Source organism: Myxococcales bacterium (assembly GCA_016706225.1).
Lineage (GTDB): Bacteria > Myxococcota_A > Polyangia > Polyangiales > Polyangiaceae > JADJKB01.
On record JADJKB010000008.1, the window covers coordinates 26662 to 48291 of the forward strand.

Annotated in this window: 16 protein-coding genes and 1 pseudogene; 10 read left to right on the forward strand and 7 right to left on the reverse strand. The window is 67.8% G+C overall.

Features of this window, described 5'->3' with window-relative positions; all coding sequences use genetic code 11:
* Positions 1–155 precede the first annotated feature (155 nt).
* On the reverse strand, positions 156–731 hold the full coding sequence (locus IPI67_14270) for a hypothetical protein (GenBank protein ID MBK7581365.1): 576 nt from the start codon (positions 729–731) through the stop codon (positions 156–158).
* Positions 732–956: 225 nt separating this feature from the next.
* Between IPI67_14270 and IPI67_14275 the strand changes: the two genes are divergently transcribed.
* Positions 957–1748: a hypothetical protein gene (locus IPI67_14275; GenBank protein MBK7581366.1), complete on the forward strand. Its 792-nt coding sequence runs from the start codon at positions 957–959 to the stop codon at positions 1746–1748.
* 7 nt (positions 1749–1755) lie between these two features.
* Here the strand turns inward: IPI67_14275 and IPI67_14280 are convergent, their stop codons facing one another.
* On the reverse strand, positions 1756–2637 hold the full coding sequence (locus IPI67_14280; protein ID MBK7581367.1) for a hypothetical protein: 882 nt from the start codon (positions 2635–2637) through the stop codon (positions 1756–1758).
* Positions 2638–2898: 261 nt separating this feature from the next.
* On the opposite strand from IPI67_14280, the gene IPI67_14285 reads away from it, so the two are divergent.
* Positions 2899–3534 (forward strand): hypothetical protein, encoded by a 636-nt coding sequence (locus tag IPI67_14285; protein MBK7581368.1) that lies wholly within the window; start codon positions 2899–2901, stop codon positions 3532–3534.
* A gap of 191 nt (positions 3535–3725) precedes the next feature.
* Here the strand turns inward: IPI67_14285 and IPI67_14290 are convergent, their stop codons facing one another.
* Positions 3726–4193, reverse strand: a complete 468-nt coding sequence (locus tag IPI67_14290; GenBank protein MBK7581369.1) for a nucleotidyltransferase — start codon at positions 4191–4193, stop codon at positions 3726–3728.
* 543 nt (positions 4194–4736) lie between these two features.
* Between IPI67_14290 and IPI67_14295 the strand changes: the two genes are divergently transcribed.
* Both IPI67_14295 and IPI67_14300 read left to right on the forward strand, forming a co-directional pair.
* Entirely contained in the window at positions 4737–6071 is a 1335-nt protein-coding gene (locus tag IPI67_14295; protein ID MBK7581370.1) for a hypothetical protein, read from the forward strand.
* Positions 6068–7222, forward strand: coding sequence for a hypothetical protein (locus tag IPI67_14300; protein ID MBK7581371.1), 1155 nt, complete (start codon positions 6068–6070; stop codon positions 7220–7222). Before IPI67_14295 ends, IPI67_14300 begins: the two co-directional genes overlap by 4 nt.
* A 58-nt stretch (positions 7223–7280) precedes the next feature.
* On the opposite strand, the gene IPI67_14305 is transcribed toward IPI67_14300, so the two are convergent.
* Both IPI67_14305 and IPI67_14310 read right to left on the reverse strand, forming a co-directional pair.
* Positions 7281–7709 (reverse strand): hypothetical protein, encoded by a 429-nt coding sequence (locus IPI67_14305; protein MBK7581372.1) that lies wholly within the window; start codon positions 7707–7709, stop codon positions 7281–7283.
* A complete protein-coding gene (locus tag IPI67_14310) occupies positions 7706–8155 on the reverse strand; it encodes an SRPBCC family protein (protein ID MBK7581373.1) in 450 nt (149 codons plus the stop codon). The genes IPI67_14305 and IPI67_14310 overlap by 4 nt, the downstream gene beginning before the upstream one ends.
* 115 nt (positions 8156–8270) lie before the next feature.
* Between IPI67_14310 and IPI67_14315 the strand changes: the two genes are divergently transcribed.
* The gene (locus IPI67_14315) at positions 8271–10043 is read left to right on the forward strand and encodes a hypothetical protein (protein MBK7581374.1); all 1773 of its coding nucleotides are present in this window, start codon (positions 8271–8273) and stop codon (positions 10041–10043) included.
* 46 nt (positions 10044–10089) lie between these two features.
* Here IPI67_14315 and IPI67_14320 read toward each other — a convergent pair whose 3' ends face one another.
* Entirely contained in the window at positions 10090–12429 is a 2340-nt protein-coding gene (locus IPI67_14320) for a hypothetical protein (protein ID MBK7581375.1), read from the reverse strand.
* 122 nt (positions 12430–12551) lie between these two features.
* Between IPI67_14320 and recC the strand changes: the two genes are divergently transcribed.
* Together recC and IPI67_14330 are read left to right on the forward strand one after the other, a co-directional pair.
* Positions 12552–15878 carry an exodeoxyribonuclease V subunit gamma gene (recC, locus tag IPI67_14325; protein MBK7581376.1) on the forward strand — a complete coding sequence of 1109 codons (3327 nt, stop codon included), beginning with the start codon at positions 12552–12554 and terminating at the stop codon, positions 15876–15878.
* Positions 15875–16294 (forward strand): annotated as a pseudogene (locus IPI67_14330) (UvrD-helicase domain-containing protein). Before recC ends, IPI67_14330 begins: the two are co-directional and overlap by 4 nt.
* A 165-nt stretch (positions 16295–16459) precedes the next feature.
* On the opposite strand, the gene IPI67_14335 reads toward IPI67_14330, so the two are convergent.
* Entirely contained in the window at positions 16460–16999 is a 540-nt protein-coding gene (locus tag IPI67_14335) for a hypothetical protein (GenBank protein ID MBK7581377.1), read from the reverse strand.
* On the opposite strand from IPI67_14335, the gene IPI67_14340 reads away from it, so the two are divergent.
* From IPI67_14340 to recD, 3 genes are read left to right on the forward strand one after another with little or no spacing between them, the layout of a single operon-like run.
* Complete coding sequence (locus IPI67_14340) at positions 16941–17582, forward strand: UvrD-helicase domain-containing protein (protein ID MBK7581378.1); 642 nt, start codon at positions 16941–16943, stop codon at positions 17580–17582. The genes IPI67_14335 and IPI67_14340 overlap by 59 nt on opposite strands.
* Entirely contained in the window at positions 17503–19608 is a 2106-nt protein-coding gene (locus IPI67_14345; protein ID MBK7581379.1) for a PD-(D/E)XK nuclease family protein, read from the forward strand. Before IPI67_14340 ends, IPI67_14345 begins: the two co-directional genes overlap by 80 nt.
* Complete coding sequence (gene recD / locus IPI67_14350; protein MBK7581380.1) at positions 19605–21536, forward strand: exodeoxyribonuclease V subunit alpha; 1932 nt, start codon at positions 19605–19607, stop codon at positions 21534–21536. The genes IPI67_14345 and recD overlap by 4 nt, the downstream gene beginning before the upstream one ends.
* Positions 21537–21630: the final 94 nt, after the last annotated feature.

Sequence of the window (21630 nt, forward strand, 5' to 3'; positions counted from 1 at the left end):
GCCAACCGATCCGCGCGTGCGTTCGTGCTCGGTGGCCCATCCCGTCGTGTTTCTACCGCCTTGGGTATGAATGCGAAAGTGGGTCAGCCCGGCGGTCCGTCCGAGGGCGCCGACTTCGTTGCCGCCGGCCTGTTCCAGTTGCGAAACCGGCGCACTCAAGGGGACGGGCCGGCGGAGAGCACGCGATTCAGGTGCACCGGGTAGTCCCCCCACCAGGCGGCGGTCATGCTCCCGTCGAGCTGTCCACCCTGAAGTTCGAGGTCGAAATGGACGTCCGAGACCTCGTTCGCTCTGCACCCGGACACGCTACACGCACAGGCCTGGAAGCCGCCCATGCACAGCCCAAACTGGGCGCAGCTGACCTGCATCGTCTGGTGCGTGTCCGGATGCTCCAGGGAGCAGCTGCCCATCGAGGCGTGCCCCGTCCAGTTAGGCAAGCAGCCGCAACCGCCCGGAGTGCCCGAGTAGGATTCCTGGAGCGGACACCAATCCCGCCACCCGAGATCCACGTGGCCCCACCAGTCGGTACTGCGCCGCCCGATCCGTACGACGAAGCGGAACTCTGCGTGTCCGGGCGCATGCTCGGCGTTCCGCGCTCGCGCCGAGATTTGCGCCACAAATCCCGCAATATCAGGGCAGCCGTCTGCGGCTTCATAGTCGAGCTCGTAGCTCGCGGGCGCCGCGAGCGCGACGTTGGTCACGCCGACCAGGCCCAGCGCGACAGTCAGCAAGGCTGCTCGGTGCCGCAAGACCCACGCAATCTCGCTCGCTCGCGGACCCAGGTCAAATTGAACCCAGCGTGACCAGGAGGACAGCTCCTCCCGAAGAGATGGTCGCGACTGCGCGCTGTTCCGAGCGGCGCTGTGCCGGTTCGCGACATGCCGCTCCGCGTGAAGGCGACGGCTGGCGTGTCCCGTTGCCCGGGCGTATCCTCCGGGCGAGGCGCGAGAATCGCCATGAGAAACGCAGTCGCGATCTTGATCACGCTCGGGCTCTTCGGTTGCGCCGAGCCGCCCGACGCGCCCGCGAGTACCGCAGGCGCGAGCACTGCCGATGGGTACCTGCATCTATTCAGCCGTTCGCGTTTCGCCATTGGTCCGACGGTGACCGAGACGAAGAGCGAGTTCGGAATGGACAAAGTGATCGGTCCGTGGGGCGTCTTCGCCACGAATCACAACACCGGCAGCGTGCTTGCACTGCCGAATGCTGACGCCCCGTCGCGGGCACGGCCCCCGCTGCCGGGGGGTGCGGACGCGCACAATGCCGAAGTTCGATCGTACTTCGTCGGTACCGGCCTGCCTGCCGCCGAAATCGACAAGGTGACGGTCAACACAACGGCGAGCGCCGCGGGCTCAGGGACCGAGCCGCCGGATTGGAAGCTCGTGGCGTACACGTCGACGCTCAGCAGGCAGTACCAAGCGATCCCGATCGTGGACTCGTTCGCGTGGGCGCAGGTCAATGATCTGGGCGAGGTCGTGACCGAGTCCGTCCACTGGCCCGGGATCCCGAAGAGCGTTCTCACCGAGGCCTCCGCGTTCGCCGCCCAGATCGAGGACCCGGCCTCGAGCCAGGCGTTCTTCGCGACCGTGCCGCCCGGGGGACGGCTGGTGATCCATCACACGCCGGGGACCTGGCCCGGCACGTTCGAGGCCGCCGTCGCGTACGACATCACCACGTTCGGCAAGACCACCCACTACGATTCCGGCGGGGCGAAGTTCGATCTGTCCCAGGAGTCGGGTTCGTTGTAGGGCAACGTCACTTTGAAGCGCCACAGCTCGCCCCGTTCCATGTGAACGACGTCTCGGTCAGCTCGGTGGGTGAGCACAGCTCGTTGGCGCAGACCGCAGCGGGGTTGCAGTGGATCTTCAGTTCGGTGGAAGGCGAACCGCCGGCCATCACAATGCGTCCGGTGCAACCGCTGCTCTCTTGCGACTCCATCTGGAAGTTCACGGACTCCCAACCGGGTTTCCCGCAGGTGAACCAGGGATGCTCGCAGACCGCGCAGGCGGCTTGCGGGCCCGTGGGGTTCGCCGCCACGTACTCCGTCGGCACGCCGGGGTACGCGCTCAGGTTGAGCTTCATCGGCTCGACCGCGAAGCGCACGAAGGCCGGGATGCCACCGCCCTGGAAGCTGTCGATGTTCAGCTGAACCGAGTTGGGCCCGGGGCCATTCATGCTCGACGTATCGACCAGATCCCAGACGCCCCCGCCCGAGAAGTCTTCACGCCGCACGAGCTTTCCCAGCTTCAGGTCCAAGAAGTACCAGTGCCCGTCTTCCGCGAACTCGAGTCCATCGTGAGGCGAATCGAAGATCGAACCACCGCTGCAGAAGAACCAGCTCCTCACGAGCCAAGCGCGGACGCCCGGGAGATCGAAGACGTCAGTCACCGTGCCTGGCGCGGAGCAGCTCGCCGCTGCGACGTTCGGCGCGGGAAATGGTCCTTCGGGCGGCTTGGGGCTCGTCGACACGGCGCCGCTCCCACCGCTCGCCGCCCCGCCCGCTGCGCCGGTCCCGGACGAACCTCCGTACGCGTGGCTGCAGTCGGTGACGGCCTCGTTGCAGTTGCGATCTGTCTTGCCGGAGCAGGCGACGATGCCCACTGCAAGACCGAGCAGCACCACGCGCTTTGCGCTCATGTGTCCATTCTATCTGGGCCCTCGGCGCAGCGCCATGCGATGCGGCGCGAAGGCCGGGGTCCATGCGCCGCGCCCCGCGGAGTTGCTGCGCCGAAACTGCACAGGCGGACCGGCTCCTCCTCGCTCTCGGGACTGCCGTCGACGGGCGTGCCCGGATCGGCGGCGAGTGCACTCCAGGGGCGACGTTCGGCTACACGGAGTACGGACTCAGTCCGCGCGCTCGGGCCCGTGGCACGTGTTGCCTGGTGCTACGCTCTCCGCGTGAGTCGCGAAGCATCGAGTTTGGCAGTTGCGCTGGTCCTGTGCTCGTTGCCGGCCTGCGACGAAACCTCGTCCGCACCGCAAGGCGGCGACGGGGCGGTGACAGGTGGCGCCGGCGCGGCGGCGGGTGGGGCCAGTGCAGGGACGGGCGGTGCGGGCGGGACCGCTGGGACCGGCGGCGGGACCGCCGGGATCGGCGGCGGGACCGCTGGGATCGGCGGGACAACTTGCCTCGACTTCGGTCAATCGTGCAGCACGACCGACCTCTGTTGTTGGGGAGCGCAGTGTCTCGGTGGCCATTGTGAGGCGGACCCGGGGTGCGCGACGGACGGTCAGGAGTGCAGCAATTTCATCACCACGTGCTGCAATGGGTCGGCCTGCGAGGCCGGCGCAAAGTGCGCGTGCAAAAAGCTGGGTACTTCAAGTTGCGGGAGTTGTTTGAGCCAAGGCTGCTGCGGAGATGTCTCGACTTGCACTGGGGCGGTTCCGTGTGTTTCTGACTATGTCTGCATTGCACAATGTCTCACCGATGGCACTCCATTCGTGAGCTGTGTCGCACAGTGCGACCACGGCTCGCCCGAACTCCAGCCCTTCATCAAGTGTGCGGAGACGATTTGCACACAGCAGTGTCAGTGAGCTCAGCTGACCGCCTCGCGTGGCGCGTCCTTGGTCCAACGCGCTGCCTAGTCCCCGTCGAAGCCACCATCTCGGTCAGCTCGGTGGGTGAGCACAGCTCGTTGGCGCAGACCGCAGCGGGGTTGCAGTGGATCTTCAGCCCTAGCTGTCGGCAGCCGCTCGGGCAACCGTGGTGGTGGCGTGCCGGCGCGTCAGATCTGGTCTCGAGACGCGGCGAGCGCGGCCTGGAGCGCGGGCAACACGGCGACATCCTTTGCGCGACCGGCGGCGCGCTTCGAGACGATGATGCGTTCGAGAGGCAGCACTGGGACCGACAAGCCGTCGACTTCGATCCTCTTGGCCGTGAGCGCCTCGGTTTCAAAATCCTCGAGACCCGACAAGGTGAGAACGACATCGAACCGGTCGCCCAAATTTTCGCCCCCCAACATCGGCGGCATCATGCCGAAATTCCCAGGAACCCAAACTCCGCCTGCGCGGCGCGCGGCCTCCCCGATGCCCGCGTCCGCCTTGTCTGCGAACCATAAGTCGACGTCCGCTGTAACGGTGTCCGCTCCCTGCAGCACCGCAGCGCTGACGCCGACGATCATGTAGCGGACGCCATGATCCTCGAGCGCCTCGAGAAAGGTGCGTTCAGCGGCCGTGAACGCGAGGTCGACCATAGGTCAGGGCGCGACGTAGACGCTCTGTCGGGCTGCGCTGGAGGTTACGGAGCGCGTGGAAAACGTCCGAAACGTCGAGCTCAGGCCGTGTTTTCACGATGTGGTAGGCGCGCCGCCACAGCGGTTCCATCTCAGTCACGAGCTGGCGTTGCTCCGGGGTCAACTCGTCGAACTCCACGCTACGTAGCTTCGCACACACCCCGCCCCCGGACAACGGCCCAGGAGACTCGCTGAGCCCCTGTCCTTGTGGGTGGTGAAACCCCAGTCTCGCCGGCAGAGCGTGAACATCCGGCGGCCAGCGTGCCGAGCGCAGCGCGGCGACGTGATGCGCTCGCTGGCGCCCGTGAGGGTACGGCTGCCGGCGCGATCCCGCGTCCATTCGCGAAGTGGGGCCCGTAAGGGGGTTCGATTACGGTGTGCCGGTCAGTGGCCTGGATCGCCGAGCGAGTCACCCAGTTGTCGCACAGGCAGCCACTGACGCCGGCCGAAACGTGCGGGCAGGCGGCGCCAGTACGGAGTGCTACACTCGAACGCGGGTGTGTCGTGGCGTGGGTGCGACGGACGTGTGTGTTTCTGGCGGTCGCGGGGCTCGCGCTCGCGTTGGTGCCCGCGGGTTGTGGCGCTAAGACGGGGTTGCCGGTCTCGGCTCTCGGCGAGTGCGCCGTGCTCACCGCCGATGCGGAGGCGGCCAGCCTCGACGCATTCGTGATGCTGGATTCCTCCGGCTCGATGGCGTTCAAGACCGCCGACGGTGTGTCGAAGGCCGTGGCCATGCGCGATGCACTCGCCGCGTTCATGGATGACCCAGAGTCCCAGGGCATCGGGATCTCGCTGGACTTTTTTCCGGAGATCCACCCAGAGGTCCCCGCTCGCTGTGTGAGCGATGCCGCTTGCGGGCAGATCGGCGCCTGTTACGCCTTCGACAAGCTGTGTTTGCCCAGTCAGGAGAAGAGCTGCGACACCAACGCCGACTGCGCGGGCACGAGCGATCCGAGTGACGCGTGTTACCAGCTCGGGGGTTGCGCGAGCGACGCGGACGCGCTCTGCCTCGCCGGCTTCGACCCATCGGCGTACTGCAAACCCGGCGAGGCCTGCCTGCCGCTCGGCGCCTGCCTCAATCGAGCGTCCTGCGACGTCGCGAGTTACACCACGCCGGTCGTGAGCGGCACACTCCCTGCGGTCCGGACGAAGCTCCTGATCGCGCTGGACACTCGGGACACGGATGGCGCGACCCCCACCTGGCCGGCCCTCGATGGCGTTCACCGCGCCGCCCGCGAATGGAGCGCGAAGCACCCCAAACACAAGGTGATCGTGCTGCTCGCCACCGACGGCTTCCCCACGGTTTGTGATCCCGAAATCGATCCGAAGCAAAAGGAGCCCGCCGCGGGGATCCCGCGCCTGAGCGAGGTTGCCGCCGCCGGACTCGACGCTGGCATCGCGACCTTCGTGATTGGAGTGTTTTCGCCCAAAGAAGAACAAGACGCGCTGATCAATCTGGGAAAGATGGCGCAAGCCGGCGGGACGGAGCAGGCGTTCATCGTCACCACGGACGAACCGGTCGCGACCGAATTGCTCGGCTCTTTGAACGCGATCCGCAAAGCTGCGAGCGCCTGTGAGTACGCCATCCCGTGGCCCGACAACCCGCCCGACCCGGCGGGTGTGGCGGTGCGTGCGGTGAACAACGGCGCTCCGCTCGCGTTGCAGCGCGTCGCGACGCACGCTGACTGCCCGGTTGCGGGGTTCGCTTTCCACTTCGATCAGCAGCTTGCCCCCGGCACATTACCGGGCCGCATCATCCTGTGCCCAGCGACGTGCAGCGCCCTCGGCGGGAGCAGCATCGAGATCCGGGCCAACTGTGTGGATGGGGGCGCAGCATGAGGCGAGGTGTGGGTTTGCTGTGTCTGCTCGTGGTGGGATGCGGCGACGCAACGCAGGACCGCGATTCGGCGTGCCCCGGCTGCCCGCCGAAAGGCGGCACCCCTGAAGCACTGCCGGCGTGCGTGACCCCGCGCGTCTGCGAGCTCCCGGTGGCGATTCAGGCCGAGGGAGCGATCGACCTCGCGGCCATCGCGGGCAACGTCCAGATTGGCACGGGCTTCCTGTCGCAGTACGGCCCGCTCGTTCCTTGGGGAAGCCGAACCTGTTGCAGCGGCGACATCCAGCTGGTCGCCGGCGTGGCGCTCCTCAATGACTCGCTGAGCATCACCGCATCGGGTCCGCTTCCCGCGGGCGCACCGGACAACGAGATGCCGCTGCCGATCTTCGAGCGCGAGGACAAGGTGCGCGGCGTGGTGGTCGATGCCAACCTCGACAAGGTCGTGGAGCTGAACCTCGAGACACAGGAGGTGAGCGCGCCGATGCCTGCGCCGATCGGCGGCACCAACCGCGTCCCCCCTGCGGTGGTCGGAGTTGGACGCGCGCTAGCGGCGTTGATCGGCCCGACGCCGCGCTTCGTGCTGGTCGACCAGACCCTGAGCGAGCGCTTGGTGGATGTTCCGCTCACGGACGCACCGGCCACGGGGCTCACGCTCACGAGGACCTGCAGCGGACTCGTTGCGACCTGGCTGACCAGCAACGGACAGATGCAGGCGGTGGCCCTCGACGACTTCGGCGAGCTTCGCTCCCCCGTGCGCACGCACGGTGGGAACTGGAACAACGACACCCCGCAGCGCACTGCGGCTTGGGATGGCGCGCACGTCGTCGTCGTAGGGCAGCAGGTCGTGGGTGAGCTCGACGTCAACGCGGAGCTCGTCGCGACCACGCCGCTTTCGCGCCCGGTTTTCGCCGCCGTGGGCAGCCGCGACGGCATCGTCGCGCTCGTTGGGGACACGGGGCTCGCTTCGCCGCCGGAGGTAGTCGTCGTCACGCGGGGCTCGGGGGCGTTCATCGTCGCGCTCGGTGCGCTCCCGACCACGGATTCACCGATCACCGGCGGAGTCGCCGCCTACCCGAACACGGTGTACTTCGCGTCGTCGACCTACCTCGATCGCGATCGGATCATCTGGTCGCGTGTGGGGTGCGAGAAGTAGCGAGCCGCCGCCCGCGGCATCAGCGCGAGCCGAGCGCGGCCTCGTCCGTCCTCGGCCGCTACGCGGCCTGCGGGTGGCCGCGGGGGGGGGCTCGGCGCCGAGCGGCCGCTTCGCGAGGGCGGCTCGGCTCGAACGTCGTGATGCTGATCTCATTCGTCAGCCAATCGGGATGGTCGAGCAAGGCCTGCGTGAAAGCGAGCTGCGGCAATCGCGCCAGCGTCGGTTCGTCGGCGGGGCCGGGGGCGTCTGAAAATCCAGCAACCAGCAGCGCGCACGCGCTCGACGCGCCCAGAACGACGTCCGCCACCTGTCGATGACGCTGCAGCAGCTCCGCGCGTTCCTCCGGCGAATCGGCGTAGCGCTTCGAGCCCGGCAGGCTGTGGATGCGCAGCCAACGCGTCCGCAACGACTCTTGGAATGCAAGGCCAGCCGGCGCGAGCTCGGGGAAGTGCGCTTGCCAGTACTCGTCGAAGCGAGACGTCGTCACCCAGCGCTCCGCGCTTCGAGGATCGACTTGAGCCGCGCCAGATCTTTCTGGTTCGCGCGTCGCATCGCGGCCGCCATCATCGGCGCTGCGAGCCTGGAGAAGCCCGACGGCTCACCGCGGTTCCGCAGGGTCATTCGGGTGCTCCGCTCGCCGCTCGCTTCCCAGGTGTAGGTCGTCTCCATCGGAAACGGGCCCTCCGCCGTGCGCATGACCAGCCGCTCGCCAGCGACGAGCTCGACGACCTCGTAGGTGTAGGCGAGGCGTCGGCCGAGGAAAAGGGCGACGAACGCGACTCGCGCGCCTACGCCGACCGGCGGCGGGGTCTGCCACTCCACCGACTTGATGTTTTCGTACCACTCCGGCGCCGTGTCGGGATTGCTCGCGAAGGCGGCGACCTCGTCGCGCGGCAGGGCGATGGTGGTCTCGGTCAGAACGTCGACGGGCACGGGTTCACTTCTGGTGCGCTAGGGGGCTACGCGCCCGCGGTCGACGGTGTTCTAGCAGGTCCCGCACGCGGTCGATGGTCCGAACTGGCCCGGCCGAGTAACATCGCGACGCAGCATGGACGGCAGGACTCATTGTAAGCGCTCGCTGGCGCTGTTTGCGCTGCTTGCGCTGTGGCTTGCCGGCTGCGCGCGCTGTGAGTCGAAGGTGGAGTTCGAGTCGTTCGTGAGTGTGCCCACGGAGCTCCGCGCCGTCGAGAAGCTGGACGACCCGCCGGACGTGACGGTCAAGGTCGAGAAACGAGCCGCGCCGAAGGGCGGAGGCGGCGGCTGTGGCCACAGCCCGGTCTGCATCATCATCATTCCGTTCGCCATCGCCGACGCGCTGTTCCCGGAGAAGCTTCGCATCGCGACCGTCAGCGAAAAGGGCCGCGAGACCTACCACGCCGTGTTCCGCGAGAACGGTCAGTTCGTCCAGGCGCTCGCCTTCGAGGACGGCGTCTGGAAGAAGGTCGCGCTGCTCCAGCTGGTGGAGCTCAGGCGGAACCTCGTGGTCGAGGTCGCTCGCGCAAGCGCCGACGCGGAGGGAAAGCCCGGGAAGTTCGCCTGGAGCTCCCTCCAGAAACAGGTCGACGTGCTCTCCGGATACCGCGCGCTCTTCACGAGTACTTCCGACACGGAGCGCCGACGGCGGATCATTGCCGAGATGTTGACCCACGCGGGCTCGGACGCGTTGCCGGTGGCCAAGGAGCGGCTCGTCGACCCGTCCGAGAGCAGCCTGGTCAAGTCGAGCGCCCTCGGGCTGCTCTGCGACCGCAAAGCGCCCGTGGGTTCGGCCGCGGACAGGACCAGTCTGCTGCACGAGCTCGCTCAGGCGAAGCCGGACGCACAGACCAGCAGCGCCGCGCTCGCCTGTTTCGACCCGAAACAACCCGAGGCGGCCACGGCCTTCACGGCGCGCATCGTGGAAGCGGCGTGCGCCGAGAAGTTCAGCTCCGCTGCCCAGGAGCTGGTCCAGAAGATCGTGACCTGGGGTGTGAGTGCTCTCGCTGAACAAAGCTGGAGGGTGGGCGGCGCGGGCGTGCGCGCTTCGGTCGAGCCCTTCGTAGAGCGCTGCGCAGCCGACGAACGCCGAGCGTTTCTGCGCTTCATGCTCGGATTCGAGCAAGACCAAGCAGAGCTGAGCAAGCTGGTCGCCAGCAAGGACGCCGCCACGGCATCCGCGGTGGTTCGCGGCTTGAACAACGAGAACCCAACACACCGGGCGATCCTGCTGGCGGAGCTCGAGCGTGAGGGCTCGCCCATCGACGACCTCACGTTCGCGCTCGGTCGCGACCGAAAGGAGCCCGACGCAGCGGAGGCCCGTGCCCTGGCCGGGGCGTTCATCCTGCGGGCCAAGGAGCCGAAGGCACGCGGCTCCGTGCTGAGTCGCCTGGAGCAGACGCCGAAGGAGCAGCGGGCGGAAGCCCGGAAGCGCATCGAGCAGAAGCTGACCCACGAATCCGAGCCCGAGCGCGCGGCGCTGCACGCGAGCCTGGTGGTCTTGGGCGATCACGAGCACGAAGCGGGTGCGGCGCGCGCGCTCCGTGCTCGATGTGCCGCCCTCGCGGAGGCCCGAGCACATCCGGCTGGGGCGCCGAGTGCCGCGCCGGCGCCGTCGTCGTCGGCGTCGGCCTCGGCCTCGGGGGAGCGCGCACTGAAGCTGGCGGAGATCGCGTGCGGCAGCAAGCTCCCGTGGAGCTACCGAGAAGTCGAAGACACACCAGGGTTGGTTGCGGTCGTGCTGCGGAGCGCGGGCTGCAGCGAGGGCGAGTTGCTCGAGCTCGCTGCGAGTCGGCTCGATGCAAAGGCGCCGGAGCGCGGTCGGGTGTGCAAGTCAGAGCCCCCCTGATTGTCGACCAAGTTCGGCCGCGCTCGAGCGCCGCCGCGTCGCCCGCTCACGGCAGCAATATCCCGAAGAATGCACTCTTCGTGGCGTCCAGGTTTCCCGTCCCCGGGTCGACCAGCCCGCCGGAGTAGATGCCTGCGATGCCAAGGGCGCTGCCGACCCACGCAACGCCAGTCCCCTCGTCGTTGTACAGGCCGCCGAAGCTCTTGGCGTACAACGTCGCGCCGCTCGTGGAGAAACGCGCGAACACACCATCGTGATTACCAATCCACGTCAGGGGTCCGGTCCCGAAGTTCGCGGCGCCGCCGATGAAGGCTGCGAGCGCGATCTCACCATTCGGGCGCACGGACAGCGCAACCCCGCGGTCGTCCGCGGTCGAGCCGAAACCCTTTGCCCAAGCGGGCGCCAGGGTCGTCTTGTCGAGGGAGAGCAAGACGACGTCCGCTCCGCCTGCGTTCGGGATCAACCCGGTGCCGAAGTTGGTCTGATTGTGGAACTCGCCGGTCACGACCAGCCCCTGAGCGCCGGCCAGGCTGACTGCATGCGCGACGTCGCTGCCGGTATCGCCGAACCCGACGACCTTGGTCGTCGAGCCATCGGCGCCGAGCGCGGCCACGAACATGTCGCTGCTGCCGACGGCGGTGAGCTGCTGGGAACCGAAGCTCGTCGTCGCCAGAAAACTGCCGACCGCGTAGGTGATCTGCCCGTCCGCGGCGACCTCCCGCACCGCGACCTGTCCGCCGTTCTGATGCTCGAATTCGACCGCAAAAACCAGGCTGCCGTCGACGCCGGAGTATCGGGCGACGTATCCTTGGTTGTAGTTGTCGCTCAGCAGTGTGCCGCCAAAATCCACGGTGCCGTAGAAACTGCCGGCCGCGATCACATCTCCGCCCGGAGCCACGCCGCCGCCGTGAACCTGAATGCTCGAGCTCGCCGGTGAATCGATGCAGCGCGACCAGACGTGGTTGCCGTTCGAGCCCGAGTACTTCGCGACCACCAGTCCGCTACCGCAGCTGAGTGTGGGACCACCGAACGAACCGCCGGTTCCCGAGCTTGCCACGATCAACACGTCACCCTTGGAGTCGGTTCCGACCTTCGCCAACGAATCGGAGCCCGTGCCGCCGACGCGCAAGACCCAGATGGGCGCCCCGGCCGGAGTGTACTTCGCCAGAAAGATGTCCTGTCCGTTGGGCTGGAGCTGCACTCCGCCGATCTGCTGTGCGCTGTTGAAATCGCCGCCCACGACCAGGTTGCCCTGCGGATCGCTAGCCAGCATCGGCACTCCGGAGATGGCTTCAGCCCAGGTGGTGGCTCCGGCGGGTTTGCACACCTTCTGCACGCAGTTGCCGCTCGTGCAGTCGGGGTTGACCAGGCAGCCCTGGCCATCCGCGCACGCTGCGCAGTCCGAGCCGCCGCAGTCCGTCGCCGTCTCGTTGCCGTCCTGTTTGTTGTTGCTACAGCTCGCGCTCGAGCAGACACCGAGCACACAGCTGCCCGTCGTGCAGTCGGCGACGGCCCAGCAGCCCTTTTTTGAGCCGCATTTGGAGCAATCCGGCCCTCCGCAATCCACGTCGGACTCGCCGCCGTTCTGCAGACCGTCGCTGCAGGACGGGGTCTGACACTTCAGGTCTGTGCAGACGTGGCTCGCGCATTCGCTCGGCTTGGTGCAGCTCTCGTTGGCGCACGCGCCGCAGCTCCCACCGCAGTCGATATCGGTCTCGCCGGGATCTTTTTGGCCGTTCTGGCAGTTCGGTACGGCACCGTCGGCGCCTGCGTCGTTGCCCGGCGGCAGGCAGGTTCCACTCGCGCACGTCCAGCCATAGGAGCAGTCGACGTTGGCTTTGCACTGGTGCAAACACGAGCCGCCGAGGCAGACGAGCGGCGGCTCGCAGTCCGAGTTGTAGACACAGGTAAGCCCCTCGCCGCTGTCGCTGCTGGCATCGGGTGATACCGGGAGCCCCCCATCGACGAGTTGATCGGACGCCGCACACACGCCGGAGATGCACTCCTGTCCACCAGCGCAGTCCTTGTTCAGCTTGCAGACGGGGTGGCAGTTGCCGTCCTTTGCGCACAGGAATCTCTCCGGGCAGTCGCTGTTCAGATTGCAGCGCTGCTCGTCCTCGAGGAAACACACCTTGAACGGTTGATTGCTCGGCACACATAGCTGGGTGCCCTCGCAGTCCCGCTGCTCTTGGCACTGCTGGTGGCAACGCTGGAAGGCGCAGACCAGGGGCGCCTTGCAGTCGGTGTTGATCAGGCAGCCCTCGGCGAGCTTGCCGCGCTTGAGGGCGTCGGCTTGATCGTCCGAGCCGCAGGCCGACATGCCGAGAAACACGCCGAACAAGGCCAGACCTGTGGCGTAAGCGTAGTTTCCCCGCGCTCGTCCCATGGCCAAAGCATAGAGGCGGGCGAAATCACGTCAACTGAGCGGCCTGCGACCGCCTTCGACGTAGCTCGGACGTAGCCTGACCGACGCCATTGGCGCTGCGTGGCCGCGCTCCTACCATCACCGTGCCCCTCCACGTCATGCCCGTCTTCCAGCTTCATCGCAGCAACCGCCTCGAGCGGCTCGTCGGCGCGCTCGGTGATCTGCTCGCCGAGCCCGTGGGTGGGCCGCTCGCTCCGGACGCCGTGGTCGTGCAGGGGCGCGGCATGGAGATCTGGCTCGGTGGGGAGCTCGCGAAACGCTTCGACGTCTGGGCTTCACGCATGCTGTATCCGCGGGAGCTCGTCGAGCGGCTGGTCAAGACGGTGCTCGGCCCCGACGCACTCGGCGACCCACCGCTCTCGGAAGACCTGCTTGCCTGGAGCATCCAGGGTGTACTGCCGGAGCTGCTCGGGGCGCCCGACTTCGCTGCGCTCGCGCGCTACGTCGCGAACGACCCCCGCGGGATGCGACTCCGAGAGCTGTCGGAGCGAATTGCCACGGTCTTCGATCAGTACCTCACGTATCGCCCGGACTGGCTCCGAGCCTGGGAGCTGGGGGAGCCGGTTGTCGCCGAGCAAGAGAATCGCTGGCAAGCAGTGCTCTGGCAGCGTGTCGCTCGACGCCTGGCTCGCCCCCACCTGGGAAGCGCGGGGGAGGCGCTGATCGAACGTCTGCAGAGCGGCCAGCGGTTGCCTGGACTTCCGCCCCGCGCGCTGGTGTTCGGCGTCTCCACACTGCCGCCGCTGTACGTGCGGGTGCTCGCAGCGCTCTCGCGCCACGTGGAAGTGCACTTCTTCCTGTTTTCAGTGAGCCCGGAGCCTGCGTTGCCAGGGCAACCCGAGCCGCTGAAGAAGGACGGGTCGGGTGAGCGCGCGGAGGATAATTCCCTGTCGAGCTCACTGGGTCGGCTGGGTACCGATTTCGACCGGGTGCTTCGGACCGCCGGCCTCGAGCTCGGCATCGACTGTGTGCACTCCGAGCTCCACGAACCGCCGGCGACTGACTCTCTGATCGGTGCACTGCAGGCCGACTTGTTCCGGCCGCTGGGGCCGTCTCCGCTCGGACTCGTGCAGGGTTCGACCGCGGAGATCTCCGTCCACTCCTGTCACGGTCCGACGCGAGAGGTGGAGGTGCTGCGTGATCAGCTGCTCGCGGTGCTCACGCGCAAAGAGCAACCCATCGCCCCCGAAGAAGTCGTGGTGCTCGTGCCCGATCTCGCGACCTACGCCCCACTCATCGAGGCGGTGACGGCCCGCGACCTCGGTGATCGGGACTTCATCCCGTATCACGTCGCAGCTCGGTCCGAGCGCCAGGGTGCGCCGGTCGTCGACGGCATGTTGCGGATCCTCTCGATGGTGCGCGGACGCGTCACGGCATCCGAGGTGTTCGACCTCCTGGTGCTCGAGCCGGTCGGCGCGCGTTTCGGCCTGGACACAGCAGCCATCGAGAGCCTGCGAGGTTGGGTCGCGCGGAGCGGCGTGCGCTGGGGCATCGACGCCGAACACCGGGCAGAGCTCGGCCTGCCCAACGACGCCGCCAACACCTGGGCCTTTGGCCTGCGCCGGCTGCTCTTGGGCTACGCCATGCCAGCCGGTGAGCGGCGCCTGTTCGAGGGGGTGCTGCCGTTCGACGAGATCGAAGGCAAAGAGGCCGAGCTGCTCGGCCAGCTCGCCTGGTTCTCACGCAGCTTGTTTGCCTGGCTCAGAGAGCTCGAGCGCCCGCGCACGCTCGCGGAATGGGCGGGCACGCTCCTCGAGCTCGGGGAGGCGTGTTTCGACCTCGGACGCGACGGCACGCGTCAGCTCGGGCGCCTGTCGCGCGTGCTCGACGCCGCCGTGACGAATGCCCTCGCTGCCGACTTCGCCGAGCCAGTCGACGTGCAGGTGCTGCACGAGCTCCTGAAGCAGGCTGCCGACGCCGCGGGTGCCGACCGTGGCTTCCTGTCCGGAGGGGTGACCTTCTGCGCCATGGTCCCGATGCGCAGCATCCCCTTCAAGGTGGTGTGTCTGCTCGGCATGAACGACGGTGACTTCCCGCGCTCTCCCCGCCCCATCGAGTTCGATCTGATCAAGAACGGGAGCACGCCATCGCGTCCCGGTGATCGCTCACGGCGCGAGGACGACCGTTACCTGTTTCTCGAGACGCTGTGTGCGGCGCGCGAGCGCATCATCATCACATACACCGGCCAGAGTGTGCGCGACGATCGCAAGCGCATGCCGAGCGTGTGTGTCGCCGAGCTGCTCGACTATCTGGGGGAGCGCTGCCAGCACGAGGGCGCCGCCGACGCCTCCGCAGAGACAGCGGAGCCGCGAGCACGAGCCCGTGCGCGGTTCGTCGTCGAGCACCCGCTTCAGGGCTTCAGCCCGCGCTATTTCAATCACGAAGAACCTCAGCTCTTCAGCTACTCGGAGGCTCATGCCGAAGCGGCCGAGGCCTCGCGCTCGAGTCAGAAGACCCAGCGCCTGTTCATCGAAAGGTCCATGCAGCGGCCGGAGAGTCGCGAGATCGGCCTGGAAGAACTGGTGAAATTCTTCAAGTCACCCCCGGCCTACTTCCTCAATCGACGCCTCGGACTGTACTTGCGACAGGAGCACTCGGCGACCTTTGACCGCGAACCGCTCGAGCTCGATGCGCTGGAGAGCTGGAAGCTCGGCAGCGCGCTGATCGGCTACCTGCTCGACGACTTTCCGCTCGATCAGGCGGAGCAGCTCCTGCGCGGGAAGGGGGAGCTGCCGCTGGGACCCCCGGGAAAGATCCTGCTCGAGCGACTGCACGCCCCGGCTTCGGACATTGCAACACGCGCGAAGGCCGCCCGCGCCGGCCCCGCGCTCGAGCCGCTCGAGGTGCGAGTGGACCTCCCCGACGGTACCCGCGTGACGGGCAGCATCGGCGATCGCTGGGCCGGCGGCGCCGTCAAACACATGTACTCCACGCCCGGGTGCAAGTACCTGCTGGAGAGCTGGACGCGCCACGTGGCGATGTGTGCCGTGCCGGGGGCGAGCGCAAAGACGCAGCTGATCGGACGCGCCGGTGCCAGCGCGGCGGTGGTGGGGTTTGACGCGCTGGCGAGTGACGCTGCGCGAGCGCTCCTCGCCGACATGGTCGAGCTCTACCGGAGAGGGCTCGAGCGGCCGTTGCCGTTCATGCCGGAGACGAGCCACAAATACTTTGCGGGTCATCAGAAGAGCGCCGCTGCCGCGCTCGACTCGGCGATGCAGACCTACTCCGGGGACGAGCACGCCGAGTCACTGCACGACCCGCATCCCGGGCGCGCTTTTTCCGGCTTGTTGCCGCCCTTCGACCCGGACTTCGAGGCCGGAAAAAAGCGGCTCGATGAGACCGACTTTCACGCGCTGGCCATCGCGCTGTTCGGGCCGCTCGACGCCGCTCGGGCGGAGGCGGGGACATGAGCCACGACACCCCGCAACCCTTCGACCCCATCGCGATCGAGCTCTGCGGGACGAACATCGTGGAAGCGAGCGCAGGCACTGGCAAGACCTACGCCATCACCACGCTGTTCGTGCGGCTCCTGCTCGAACGGGGCCTCGATCCGTCCGAGATCTTGGTCGTCACCTTCACCGACGCGGCCACGGCGGAGCTGAGGGATCGCGTGAGGGCTCGACTGCTCGAGGCGGAAGCTGCACTGTGTGCCGCCCTCGCAGGCGAAGCGATCGACGACGAGGTCCTGGCGCGGCTGGCGTCAAAACGGAAGGGCTCGCTGAAGTCCGACATCGCCCGCTTGCGCCGCGCTCTCGACAACATCGACGAAGCGGCCATCTCCACCATCCACGGCTTCTGCCAGCGGGTGCTGATCGACAACGCGTTTGGTACGCGAGTGCCGTTCGGGGCAGAGCTCTGCCCGGACTTGAGCGAGCTGACGGACGACGTGCTGTACGACTTCTGGCACCGGCGAGTAGCGCAGGCGCCGCCGGGGCTGGCGCGGCAGGCGACCGCGCTGGGTGTGGACATCGGGCGGCTGCGAGCGCTGTTTCTAGAGGCGCGGCGCAACCCTCGCATCGGGGTCACGCCGCCGGCGCCGCCGCCGGGCACTCCCGGAGAGATCGAACAGGCGCGGGGCGAGGTGTTGCGGCACCTGGCGGCCTTCGATGGGTTTGCTTTTGTAGAGGAGCACGCACTCAAGGCGGACTTTGGCAGCGGTCCCGCCCTGGCTTTGCTGCTGGAAGGCGCACGCGCGGCCGTCGTCGAGGACGATCCGGCCGTCCGCCATTTTCCCGCCCACGTGGAGCGGTTGTTCCCCGCGTTCGTGTGCGCGCACCTCAAGCAGAAGTGGGCGGGGGATCCGCGGGCTCGGCACGAGGTCTTTGCCGCATTCGAGCGCCTGGTCCGGCTCTCGTGGCAACCCGTGCTCGGCCTCGAGCACGAGCTGCTCGGGGAGCTGCCGGAGCAGCTGTTCGCCCGCAAGTTGCAGCAGGGCGTGTTCGGCTTCGAAGATCTGCCGCTCCGAGTCGCGGATGCAGTGCGAGGAGACACGGGCGCGGGAGCTCAGGGCAGCGCTGCGGCGGCGCTTCAAGGCCGTCTTGATCGACGAGTTTCAGGACACCGATCCCGTGCAGTTCGAGATCTTTCAGGCTGCGTTTGGCGGCAGCGAGCATCCTCTCTTTTTGATCGGCGATCCGAAGCAGGCCATCTACGCCTTCCGTGGCGCGGACGTGTTCGCGTACCTCGACGCGGCCAAGGGCGCCGCGCGCTTCAGCATGGGTGTCAGTTACCGCTCGGACCCGGGGCTGATTGCCGCGGTCAATCAGCTGTTCTTGCCGGCCGGCAGTTTTCTGATCGACGGCATCAACTATTCTGCCATCCAGGCGCGCCCTGGCGCGAAGAACGGGGTGGTCGCGCCGCACGCGGCGCCGGGTTCGGACACGGCATCTCTCGAGCTGCTCTTCGTCGAGCGCAACGACGCGTCCACCGCGGTGAAAAAGGCGGTCGCGCGGCGCACGGCGGCCCGGGTGGTGGCGGCGGACATCGCGCGGCTGCTCGGCGAAAAAGGCCAGCATCCTGCGCCGAGGCGAGCCGGTGCCGATCAGCGCGACGGATCTCGCGGTCCTCACTCGCACCAATGCCCAGTCGCTCATCGTGCAAGACGCGCTGCGTGAGCGTGGCATTCCGTCCGTCGTCATCGTCGACGAGAGTGTGTTCGTCTCCGAAGAAGCGGAAGATCTCCAGGCGGTGCTCGGCGCGGTGCTCGACCCGGGAAGCCGGCTCGATCTGCGGCGGGCGGTCGCCACGTCACTCGTCGGCGTGAGCGGTGACGAGATTGCCGCCAGCGAGGGTGACGCCGGCTTCTGGCACGAGTGGGCGACCCGGTTTCGCAGCTGGCACGATCTCTGGGTCGAGCGGGGCTTCATTCGCATGTTTCGAGCCCTGCTCGCCGACACGGCGGCGGCGAAGCGCTTGCTCGAGCGCGTGGGCGGAGAACGTCGCCTCACGAACGTGCTCCACCTGGGTGAGTTGCTCCACAACGCTGCGATGGAGAGGAACCTGGGTCCTGGCGCATTGCTCGCGTGGCTCGCCGAGCAACGAGCGGGCCGGGGTGCAGCCGTCGAACGCGCCGAGATCCGCCTCGAGAGCGACGACGCGCGGGTGAAGATCCTCACCGTGCACAAGGCCAAGGGGCTCGAGTTCCCCGTCGTGTACTGCCCGTTCTTGTGGGACTCGGTCGGAGGAAAAATGGAAGGGCCGTGTCGTTTCCACGATGCGAGCGGCCGCGCGATGTTGGATGTCGATGTCGACGCCGAGCGCCGCAAGGCCAATGTGGCCCGGGCCAAATGGGAGGGTTTTGCCGAGGAGCTCCGGGTCGTCTACGTCGCGCTCACGCGGGCGCAACATCGTACCGTCGCGCTGTGGGGTGGGTTCAAGACCGCGGGCGCCTCGGCTGCCGCGTGCCTGCTCTTTCCTCCGGGCGCACTTCCGCCGCCGGCGCTGCCCGAGCCCGGGCGCCTGGACAAACAGACCGACGCGCAGCTCACGGCGCCGCTCGAAGCGTTCGCAGCGCGGGTGGGGGAGTCGGTGGCGGTGCGCAGGGTGCCCTGGAGCTACGATGCTCAGCTCGCGCCGTCGCCCGAGACTTTGGGCCCCGTGCTCGAGGCGCGGAAGGTGGAGCACGCGATCCGCTCTTGGCGTCACACCAGCAGCTTCTCGAGCCTCACGCGTCGAGAGCTCGCGGGACAGCTCGACGCGGACGAAGGGCGAGATCGCGATGAGGAGGAGCAAGCCGTCGATGCGGGTTCGTTCCTGGAGGCGGCGGGCGCCGGCGTAGACGATGTTGCCGCGAGTGTCGGCACGCCGAGCGGGCTCACCCGGATCACGCTGGATGGTTTCCCCCGCGGCCGACGCACCGGAGACCTGTTTCACGACCTCCTCGAGCACATCGACTTCGCCAGCGTGACCGACGCGGAGCTCACGGAGCTCGCGGACGCCAAGCTCGACGGGTACGGGCTCAGCCGCAGCTTCGCAGCCGCTGAGGGCGCCGAGCGGCGCGGGCAGTTGGTTCGGGCGATCCGAGAGACGCTGGTGACACCGCTCTCGGATGGTGGGCCGTGCCTGCGGGACATCACACCGGAGCACAAGTTCGCGGAGCTCGAGTTCCGCATGCCCGTTGGAGCGGACACCAGCTCGCTCACGCGCAAGGCGCTGGCCCGGGCGTTTCGCGAACATCCGAGCGATGCTCCAGCTGGGGCCTTGCCGCGGAGTTATGCCGAGCGCGTCGAGCAGCTCGGCTTCCGCGCGCTCAGCGGGTTTCTCAAGGGCTACATCGATCTCGTGTTCGAGCATGCGGGGCGCTGGTACGTCGTCGACTACAAGACGAATCACCTGGGCGATCACTGGGACGACTACCGGACGCCTGCGATGATCGACGCGCTCGGCCACTCGCACTATTTCTTGCAGTACCACCTGTACGCGCTGACGCTGCACCGTCACCTCCGGCATTTTCAGCGGGGGTATTCCTACGCCGAGCATTTCGGTGGGGTCTTCTATCTGTTCGTGAAGGGCATGCATCCCGATGCCGCGGCGGGCAACGGTGTGTTCTTCGAAAAGCCCCCGCTCGCCCGCCTCGAAGCGCTCTCCTCGGCGATCGCCGGCCGCGCCAGGGACGCGCTCGAGCAGGGAGGTGCCGCATGAGCGGCTCAGCACGCGCGGGACGCGGCGCCGAGCTCGGCATGGCGGCGCATCTCGTCGAGCAAGGTGTGCTGTCGCACCTCGATCACGAGCTGGCGAGAGCGCTGCTCGAGATCGCTGGCGAGAGCTCGGAGGAGGTAGCACTGGGCGCCGCGTTCGCGAGCTGGGCCATCGCGCGGGGTCACGTGTGTGTCGACCTGAAGCGCCTGCGCACCCGGCGCTTCCACGACGAAGCGGGTGAGGCCCTGCCGGGCATCGAGTTGCCGGCGCACGAAGCCTGGATCTCCGCGCTCACCGCGAGCAAGCTGGTGGCGGTCGATCCCGTCGAGCCGGGCGAACAAGAGCCTCTCTCGCCTCGCCCGCTGGTGCTCGCGGGTGGCACTCGGCTCTACCTTTCGCGGTACTTCGACTACGAGCGCAAGCTCGCTGCGGCGCTCCTCGGAAAGAGTCGCGTGCTCTTCGGCGATCTGGATGGCGCTCTGCTCTCCCGCGGGCTCGAAGCGCTCTTTCCCCAGGCGACCGCGGGCACCGACGGTCAGCGCCGAGCCGCGCTCTTGGCGACGATGCGCGGGCTCAGCGTGATCTCCGGCGGACCCGGCACGGGCAAGACGTACAGCGTCGCGAAGGTGCTGGGTCTACTCCAGGAGCAGGCGCTCGGCCGCGAGCAGGCGCCGCTCCGGATCTTGCTGCTGGCGCCGACGGGCAAGGCGGCGGCGCGCCTGGGTGAGGCCATCGGCCAGAGCCTCGCGGCCTTACCCGAGGAGCTGCGTGGGCTGATCCCTGCGCAGGCTGCGACCTTGCACCGGGCGCTCGGTTATCAACGGAGCCGGCCCACCCACTTCCGTCACGACCGCGAGAACCCGCTGCCCGCCGACGTCGTCGTCGTCGATGAAGCGTCGATGGTGGATCTGGCGTTGATGACCAAACTGGTCGATGCCGTGCACCCGAACGCTCGCTTGATCTTGCTCGGTGACAAGGACCAGCTGGCTTCGGTGGAAGCGGGCGCGATCTTGGGTGACATCTACGGTGGCAACCCCAATGACGGTTACTCGTGCGGCATGGCCGAGCGCGCGCTCGAGCTGACGGGAGGCACCCTCCCGGTCTCTCCGACTCGGCCCGATGCGGGTCTCCACGATTGCATGGTGCACCTCACGCACGTGCACCGATTTGCCGGCAGTGGGGCCATCGCCGCGCTCGCGGCCGCGGTACGTGCAGGGGATCAGGCCGCCGCGTTTGCGGCCCTGGACGCGCCAGGTGACGAGATCGTGTTGTGTCCGGTCGAGCCTGGCGCTTCGCTCGAGACCGTGTTCGGTCGGCTCGTGGTCGAGCGGTTTGCCGGACTCGGCAGCGCGTTGCTCGCGGACAAACTCGAGATCTTGGCGTCGTTCCGCTTCCTGTGCGCGCACCGGCGCGGGGCCTTCGGAGTGCATGCCCTGAACCGCTTCGTCGCTGACCACCTCACGGCTTCGGGGGTGCTCGAGGCGCGCGCGGATTGGTACGACGGTCGGCCGGTGTTGATCACCGCGAACGACTACTCCCTCGAGCTGTTCAACGGGGACGTGGGTGTGATCTCCGCCGCTCCGACCGCGGCGGCCGGAGACGAGCCGCCGCGGTCGCTGGTTGCGTGTTTCCCCGGCACGGGCGGCGAGGGTGTCAGGAGTTTCGCGCCGGGTCAGTTGCCCCCGCACGAGACTGTGTTTGCGATGAGTGTTCACAAGGCGCAGGGCTCCGAGCTCAGCGAGGTGGCGCTCGTGCTGCCGGAGCGGGTGTCCCCGGTCCTGACCCGCGAGCTGATCTACACGGGCATCACTCGCGCCAAGCAGAAGGTCCGCATCTACGGGTCTCGCGAGGTGCTCGCTCAGGCCATCGAAGCGCGGGTCGAGCGGGCGTCGGGCCTGGGCAATGCCCTGTGGGGAAACCCGCGAGGTTGAAGCTCGGCTGGGTGGGGCCGCCCCTCCATGTGGCGGGGCAGACGCCACCGGGAATCAGCTCGGTCCCGGCAGAATTGCAGCGGTTTGCCAGCGG

Coding starts and splice junctions, on each gene's coding strand:
- IPI67_14315 (MBK7581374.1), top strand. CDS start 8,271: ATGGACGGCAGGACTCATTGTAAGCGCTCGCTGGCGCTGTTTGCGCTG.
- IPI67_14340 (MBK7581378.1), top strand. CDS start 16,941: ATGCAGTGCGAGGAGACACGGGCGCGGGAGCTCAGGGCAGCGCTGCGG.
- IPI67_14280 (MBK7581367.1), bottom strand. CDS start 2,637: ATGAGCGCAAAGCGCGTGGTGCTGCTCGGTCTTGCAGTGGGCATCGTC.
- IPI67_14320 (MBK7581375.1), bottom strand. CDS start 12,429: ATGGGACGAGCGCGGGGAAACTACGCTTACGCCACAGGTCTGGCCTTG.
- IPI67_14275 (MBK7581366.1), top strand. CDS start 957: ATGAGAAACGCAGTCGCGATCTTGATCACGCTCGGGCTCTTCGGTTGC.
- recD (MBK7581380.1), top strand. CDS start 19,605: ATGAGCGGCTCAGCACGCGCGGGACGCGGCGCCGAGCTCGGCATGGCG.
- IPI67_14290 (MBK7581369.1), bottom strand. CDS start 4,193: ATGGTCGACCTCGCGTTCACGGCCGCTGAACGCACCTTTCTCGAGGCG.
- IPI67_14300 (MBK7581371.1), top strand. CDS start 6,068: ATGAGGCGAGGTGTGGGTTTGCTGTGTCTGCTCGTGGTGGGATGCGGC.